At 61.7% G+C, this 8,048-nt stretch carries 4 protein-coding genes; 3 read left to right on the forward strand and 1 reads right to left on the reverse strand.

Translation table 11 applies throughout. The annotated features are described in order from the left end of the window. Nucleotides 1-26 precede the first annotated feature (26 nt). Entirely contained in the window at nucleotides 27-1,232 is a 1,206-nt protein-coding gene (locus HX868_RS20255) for a multidrug effflux MFS transporter (protein ID WP_177004187.1), read from the reverse strand. Between the two features lie 102 nt (nucleotides 1,233-1,334). On the opposite strand from HX868_RS20255, the gene HX868_RS20260 reads away from it, so the two are divergent. The 3 genes from HX868_RS20260 to HX868_RS20270 all read left to right on the forward strand — a co-directional run. Further along, complete coding sequence (locus HX868_RS20260; RefSeq protein WP_177004188.1) at nucleotides 1,335-2,441, forward strand: efflux RND transporter periplasmic adaptor subunit; 1,107 nt, start codon at nucleotides 1,335-1,337, stop codon at nucleotides 2,439-2,441. Nucleotides 2,442-2,443: 2 nt separating this feature from the next. Continuing rightward, nucleotides 2,444-5,527 carry an efflux RND transporter permease subunit gene (locus HX868_RS20265; protein ID WP_177004189.1) on the forward strand — a complete coding sequence of 1,028 codons (3,084 nt, stop codon included), beginning with the start codon at nucleotides 2,444-2,446 and terminating at the stop codon, nucleotides 5,525-5,527. A gap of 128 nt (nucleotides 5,528-5,655) precedes the next feature. Next, the coding region (locus tag HX868_RS20270; protein ID WP_177004190.1) for a DUF6531 domain-containing protein at nucleotides 5,656-8,048 on the forward strand (2,393 nt) is incomplete at its 3' end.

An 8,048-nucleotide genomic window follows, 5' to 3' on the forward strand; every position in this document is an offset into this window, starting at 1 on the left:
AGCCGGCAAAAGCGGCCTGGATCGTCCTACGTATAGGACAATCCCTTGACCTGGCGCTGACGCAGCAGATGAAACGCGACAAAGGCCGCCAGCGCAAAACAGGCCTGGATGATGATCATCGGCGCGGCACTGCCATCTCGCAGTTGGCTCAGCAAGACACCGCTGCATGTGGCGCCGAACATCTGCGCAAACCCCATCAAGCCTGCCGCCAGACCGGCCCGGTGTGCGTTGGGCATGACGCCCCCCGTCACCGCCCCCGGCAACACCAGGCCGCCGCCCAGGGTGACCAGCGCGATCGGAATATCCAGGCCGAGTACCGACAGGCCAAACAACGCATAAATGACCAGCGCTGACACGCCGCCGATGGCCACCATCGTCACGCCCATCGCCACAATCCGCTGTGGGCCCAAGCGCAGGATATTACGTCGGGTGTAGGTGGAACCGACGATCAGCATCGACACGATCAGGCCGAAATTGATGCCGTATTCAAGGCTGCTAAAGCCCAGCAGGTTGATAAACACCGCCGAAGAACCGGCAATCACCGCAAACATCGCGCCATAGGTGCACGCCAAGGCCACGGCGAACGCACGGTATTGACGGCCCTTGAGCAGATCCAGGTATTGCCCACCGAGGGTGCGCCAGTGGCCGGCCTCAGGATCGAGGTAGTGGTTGCTCTCGCGAAAGAACAGCAGCGCCAGCAACAACACCACGCTGCCAATCACCAATGCCAGGACAATGGGCGCGTGCCAGCCGAACAGTTTGATCAACAGGCCACCGACCATGGGTGCCACCACAATGGCGTAGAGCATGCCGATCATGGTCAATGCCAGCGCCGGCCCTGCTTCGGCCTTCCACACATCCCGCACCACCGTGCGCGCCAGTACCAACGCTGCGCAGGCGCCCAGGCCTTGCAGCACGCGGGCGGCGATGAACTGGTGGATGTCGTGGACCAGCAGCATCGACAAGGTCGCCAGCACGTACAGCACCAGGCCGCCGATCAGCACCGGACGCCGGCCGATACGGTCCGACAGCGGGCCGAACAGCAATTGCCCGAGACCAAAGGCAGCGACAAATGCCGACAGCGCCATCAATGCCGAGCCGGCTGGCGCTGCCAATGCCTGCTCGATGGCGCCAAGGCCAGGGATGATCAATTGGGTCGAAACCTCACCCAGTGCCGTCAGGGCCACCAGTAAAAACAGCAGGCTTCGCGAGGGGACCGGGACGTTTGTCATGAGGTGCATCCGGGGGGCTGGATTAATTTATATTTCGACCATAATATGAGTAAAAAATTATGTCCATAATTTTTTGCCCAATGGTTACCCCCGGAGCCCGCCATGCACCCTCTTCCCCTGCGTCTTCTCACGCCCCTGGCCCTATTGATAGTCCTCAATGGTTGCAACAGCAAAGCCGACACCGCCGCCGAAGTACCTCAACCGCGCCCGGTCCTCGCGGCCAAAGTCGAAGCCGCCGGCACCCAACAGAGCGCCTATACCGGCGTGGTCGCGGCACGTACCGAAAGCGACCTGGGGTTCCGGGTCAGCGGCAAGGTCATCGAACGCAAGGTCGATCCTGGCCAGCACGTGTCCCGTGGCGATACCCTGCTGGTGCTGGACATCGGCGACTTCGAACTGGCCCTGCGCTCGGCGAAAAACCGCGTCAACGCCGCCCAGGCACAACTGCGCCAGCGCCGTGACGACGAAAACCGCTACCAGCGGCTGGCCAGCACCGGCGCCGTATCGCGGCAGATCTTCGACCAGTCGGCGACCAACCTGCGCGTCGCAGAAGCCGAGCTGGCCTCGGCACAGTCCGACGCCAGCCAGATCGAAAACCGCCGTACCTACTCCGTGCTCAAGGCCGATGGCGACGGCATCATCACCGACGTGCGCGTGGATCGCGGCCAGGTGGTCGCCGAAGGGCAGATCGTTGCGCGCCTGGCCCATGACGGTGCCCGCGAAGCCATCGTCAACCTTCCGGAAAACCAGCGTGACCAGGCCTCACAAAGAGCCCTGGCCTTCCCCTTCGGCGCGCCGGACCAAGCGGTGACCGCCACCTTGCGCGAACTCTCTGCCAGCGCCGACCCGACCACCCGCACCTACCGTGCCCGCTATGTGCTGCACGGTGCCGTCGACCGTTTCGCCCTCGGCTCCACCATCACCGTGCGCCTGCAAGGCAACGGCCAGGCCGAGCAAACCCGCGTGCCCATTGGCGCACTGCATGACGCGGGACAAGGCACCGGCGTGTGGCGGATCGGCGCGGACGACAAAGTCAGTTTCGCTCCGGTGAACGTCGCCAGCCTCGGCCAGGAAGACGCGCTGCTCAACAGTGGCGTTGCCCCGGGCCAGGTCATCGTTGCCCTCGGCGCACATCTGTTGCACAGCGGTGACGCCGTGCGCCTGCTGCCCGCGCAAGTACTGGCCCTCAACCGCAAACAGGACAACTGAGCATGCGCGGTATCAACCTTTCCGAACTGGCGGTCAAACATCGCGCGGTCACCCTGTTCCTGATCATCGCGATCCTCGCCGCCGGGATCTTCTCGTTCGGCAAGCTGGGGCGCGCGGAAGACCCCTCCTTCACCGTCAAGGTGATGACCATCACCGCCGCCTGGCCCGGCGCAACCGCCCAGGAAATGCAGGAACAGGTGGCCGACCGCCTGGAAAAACGCTTGCAGGAACTGGATTACTACGACCGCGTCGAGACCATCGCCCAGCCGGGTTTTGTGTCGATGCGCATGACCTACAAGGAGTCCACGCGCCCCAGCGAAATCCAGGACCTGTTCTACCAGACCCGTAAAAAGCTCAGCGATGAAGCCGCTAAGCTGCCCAAGGGCGTGATCGGACCGTTCTTCAACGATGAATACTCCGATGTGTATTTCGCGCTGTACGCCCTGGAAGCCGAACACCTGCCCCATCGGCAACAGGTGCAGATGGCCGAAGGCCTGCGCCAGGGTTTGCTCAACCTGCCGGGGGTGAAGAAGGTCAATATCCTTGGCGAACAGGCGCAGCGGGTGTTTGTGGAGTTTTCCTACGAGCGCCTGGCAACCCTGGGCATCAAGCCGGATCAGATTTTTGCTGCATTGGCCGCACAAAACGCCGTGGCGCCGTCGGGTTTCGTCGAGACCGCCGGGGCCCGCGCCTATATCCGTATCGACGGTGCGTTCGACAGCCTGTCGCTGATCGAAAACGTGCCGCTGGAAGTCAATGGCCGCGTGTTGCGCATCGCTGATGTAGCCACCGTCAGCCGTGGCTATGAAGACCCGCCCAGCTACCGTATCCGCCATCAAGGCGATCCGGCATTGATGCTGGGCGTGATCATGGAGAAACACTGGAACGGCCTCGAACTGGACAAGAGCCTCAAGGCCCAGGAAGCCAGGATCCAGGCTGACCTGCCGCTGGGCGTGAACTTCGCCAAGGTCTCCGACCAGGCGAAAAACATCAGCCTGGCCGTGAACGAGTTCATGCTGAAATTCTTCGTCGCCCTCGCGGTGGTGATGGTGATCAGCCTGTTGGCCCTGGGTTTCCGTGTAGGCCTGGTGGTGGCAGCAGCGGTGCCGCTGACCTTGTCGGTGGTGTTTGTAATCATGCTGCTGACCGGGCGTGAATTCGACCGCATCACCCTCGGCGCGCTGATCATTTCCCTGGGTTTGCTGGTGGATGACGCGATCATCGCCATTGAAATGATGGTGGTGAAGCTTGAGGAAGGTTTCGACCGGATTCACGCCGCCACCTTTGCCTGGAGTTCCACGGCGGCGCCGATGCTGACCGGCACGCTGGTCACCATCATCGGCTTTTTGCCGGTGGGGTTTGCCCGCTCCGGTGCCGGGGAATATGCCGGCAATATCTTCTGGATCGTCGGCTTTGCGCTGATCGCGTCCTGGCTGGTGGCCGTGGTGTTCACGCCGTACCTGGGCGTGAAACTGCTGCCGCAGATCAAGCCGGTGCCGGGCGGCCATGATGCAATCTACGCCGGGCGTTATTACCAGAAACTGCGCAGCGTAGTCGAAGCCTGCGTGCGTGGGCGTTGGCTGGTCACCGGCCTGGTGGTGGCGGCGTTTGTGCTGTGTGTGCTGGGCATGGGCGTAGTGAAGAAACAGTTCTTCCCCAATTCCGACCGTTCCGAGCTGATTCTTGAGGTGTACATGCCGCCCGGCAGCGCCTTCAAAAGCACCGAAGCGGTGGCCGCGCAGTTGGAAAAAGCCCTGCTGCAAGAGCCGCAAACCACCCTGGTCGACACCTATGTGGGCGGCGGCGCACCGCGTTTTTTCCTGTCGCTGAACCCCGAACTGCCGGACCCGGCATTTGCCAAGCTGATTGTGCAGACCCCGGACTCCCACGCTCGCGACGCCTTGAAACTGCGCATGCGTGAACGCATTGCCGCCGGTGAGTTTCCTGCCGCGCGGGTGCGCGTGACCCAGTTGCTGTTCGGTCCGCCCGTGCCGTTCCCCGTGGTGTTTCGTGTGTCCGGCCCTGACGTGGACGTGCTGCGCGGCGTCTCCGAAGACGTGCGCAAAGTGGTCGCCGCCAACAAGCTGACCAAGGACGCCTTCCTTGATTGGGGTGAGCGCACCAGCGGCTATCGCCTGGTATTGGATCAAGACCGCCTGCGTTTGCTGGGTTTCACGCCCAACGAGGTCAAGTCCCAGCTCAATGCCTTGCTCAGCGGCAATCCGATCACCGAAGTGCGTGAAGGCAACCGCACCGTCTCCGTCGTCGCCCGTGCCCAGGGCAGCCAACGTGAAGACCTCGGCAACCTCAACAACATGACCCTGACCAACAGCGCCGGCACCTCAGTGCCATTGGCCCAGGTCGGGCATTTCCAGGCAGTGATGGAAGAGCCGATCCTCAAGCGCCGCAACCGCGCGACCACCGTGGAAGTGCGCGCCGACATCATCGACGGCGTGCAACCGCCCGACGTGGAAATGGCCGTGTACAAAGACCTGCAACCGCTGATCGCCAAGCTGCCCGCCGGTTACCAGATCGACATCGGCGGCCCGGTGGAAGAAAGCGCCAAGGCCAACGTCGCCCTGGCCGCGCTGTTCCCGATCATGATCCTGCTGACCCTTACGGTGATCATGTTCCAGGTGCGGTCATTCGGCGTGATGTTCATGGTCTTCGCCACGGCACCGCTGGGCTTGATTGGCGCGGTGCCGACCTTGCTGCTGTTCAACCAGCCGTTCGGCTTCAACGCGATCCTGGGCTTGATCGGGATTGGCGGAATCCTGATGCGCAACACGTTGATCTTTACTGACCAGATCCGCCAGAACCAGGAGCACGGCATGGCGATTCGCGCGGCCATCGTCGAAGCCACGGTGCGGCGTGCACGGCCGGTGATCCTCACGGCACTGGCGGCGGCGCTGGCATTTATTCCGCTGACGTTGTCGGTGTTCTGGTCGTCCCTGGCCTATGTGCTGATTGGCGGGGTGTTGGTGGGGACGGTGTTGACGCTGTTATTCCTGCCGGCGCTGTGCAGTCTGGTGCTGGGGCGAACGCGCACAAAAACTGCTGAAACCTCCCACGTAACAGCGAGATAAGCTCTACAGATATCACCTGAAAACCTCTGCAAAGTCCTTCGCCTGATCACACAGTGCGAAGGATTGCAGATGAATTTTCTATCGGGTGCGTCGGCTTTCTGGGCATTAGCTGCAGGGAGTCGGCGCCGATGACCCACCTCTCCCATATTGCCCTTATCGAATTTGAGCTGGATGGCTTTCATCAGAGCCTGGTGATTTATCGCCAGCAGATGGACGCGTGGTATTCGCGTGCGCTGGATTCGGTGAGCCATGCGCTGGACATGCCGTCGCTGCTGGGGATGGATCGGGTGTTGCGGGTGGGCGATTCGCAGCGGGCGGTGAGCATTACGGATACTGACTTTTCGACCGTGGCCCAGTGCGCGGTGGGCGGCGAGCTGAAGATCGAGAGCCTGTTCGAGTCGGTGTATGACGTGCCGATCGGCAACATCCCGGTGGAGGTGATCGGGCTGGATGACGGCAGTTCCACCGTGATCATGCTGGATGAACAAGGCAAGGGCTCGCACCACTGCGCGGCGGGTGGGCGCTATCAGGTGCGGGTGCAAGGCGGCGTTTCCGAGGAACAGGTCGATGCGCTGTTTGCTTCCTACGCAGGGCTGACGTCGGACCTGGAGAAGTGGCTTCGGGCGCAGTGGTCGGATTTTAAACCGCGCTGGGAGCAGTCCACCGCCAGCGCGATTGGCAGCGGCGTACTGGCTGGCAGTTGGGGGGCGATTCGTGATGTGTGGGACAGCATCAAGCTGGTGCAGGCGATTCTTGATGACCCTTTGAAATACGTCGAACAGTTGGGCGCAGAAGCGGCCAAATTGGCGCAGCTCGCCACTGATGCGCCCAAAGTCATGGAACAGGCGATGCTGCTGGCCAGTGATGAGGCGGCGCTGTTCCTGATGCTGCGCACGGCGATGATCTGGTTGAACGCATTGCCGCCCGGTGAAATGGCTGAGATGGCGGCTGGGTTTGTGGTGTCGTTGCTGATTGACCTGGTGATTGGCGTAGTGTTGACCATCGCCCTGCCAGCGGCGGGTGTGGCGTATTTGAGCCTGCGGTTGGTGAAGTATGGCGGGCAGATTCTTGAGGCGGCGACGGGTTTTGTCAGGGGACTTTTGGGGATTCTGACGAAGTTCATGCAGGCCGTGGATCGCTACAAGGCGGTCGCGGTTCGCGGGGTGGTTGGTGGGTTGAAGCAAGGCAGGCTGCAGATGCGCTGGAAGGCGCGGCAGAACGCGGTGCTGAAGCAGGCGGAGCATGTGGATGATGTGCCGGCTGTTGGGAAGAATCCGGCTGGGGATGCGGCGGCGTCTTCGGACAAGACCGCCACCGACGGCTGCCCGGTGTCGATGGTCACGGGTGAGGAACTGCTCACCCTCACCGATGGCACGTTGGATGGGATCTTGCCGTTTGAGTGGACCCGCTTGTATCGCACCAGCGCGGTGGAAGTGGATTGCGGGTTGGGGTTTGGCTGGAGTCACTCGCTGGCGCATCGGTTGAGTGTTGCCGGGAATTCGGTGGTGTGGACCGATCATGAGAATCGCTCGACTACCCTGCCCTTGCCCACGGTTTCTCGGCCGGCGATCACCAACAGTCTGGCGGAAGCGGCGATCTACTTGGGGTCGTTGCCCGATGAGTTAGTCCTGTCTCAAGGGTCGCGCTTCTACCATTTTCGCGACGGTGTGCTGACGGCGATCAGCGATGCGTATGACAACCGGCTGCGCATTTCCCGGAATTACCTGGGGCAGATCGAGCGGCTGAATAACGGTGTCGGGCGCTCGCTGTTTCTGCGCTATGCGTCGGGCCGCATTGTGGCGGTGGACTACCAGATTGAGCGGGCGGTGGATGACGGTCCGTTTGTTTGGGTGACAGAGCAGAACGTTGTTTCCTACGCCTATGACGCGGCGGGTCGGTTGGTTTCTGCGACCAATGCCGTAGGCGAAAGCGAGGTTTATCGGTACGACGAGCAGCACGTCATTCTTGAGCGTGGACTGGCCGGTGGGGCGAGTTTTTTTTGGGAGTGGGAAAGGTCTGGTAAGGCGGCGCGATGTGTCCGGCATTGGGCCAGTTTCTCGCAAATGGACACGCGCTATGCCTGGGATGACAACGGCCAGGTCACGGTGTTTAACGCCGATGGCAGTCAGGAAGTCTATGTGCATGACCAGCGGGCGCGGCTGGTGCAGCGGGTGGATCCGGATGGGGCTGAGCACTCCAAATCCTACGATGACAAGGGAAGGCTGACGGTTGAGCAGGATCCGTTGGGGGCGATCACGGCCTACCAGTACGACGAAGCTGGGCGTTTGGTGGCGTTGTTTCCGGGGGATGATGAACCAACGTCCTACGAGCATGACAATGGATTCGTACGGGTTGTAAGGCGGGGTGAAGCGGTTTGGAAGTATGAGCGTAATGACCAGGGCGATGTTACGCGTAGGACCGATCCTGACGGCCATTCGACTGAGTACAGCTACAACAAACGCGGGCAACTGACGCAGGTTTGGTATCCCGATCACAGCTGTCATCGGCTGGTTTGGAATGA

This window comes from Pseudomonas reactans (genome assembly GCF_013385825.1).
Lineage (GTDB): Bacteria > Pseudomonadota > Gammaproteobacteria > Pseudomonadales > Pseudomonadaceae > Aquipseudomonas > Aquipseudomonas reactans.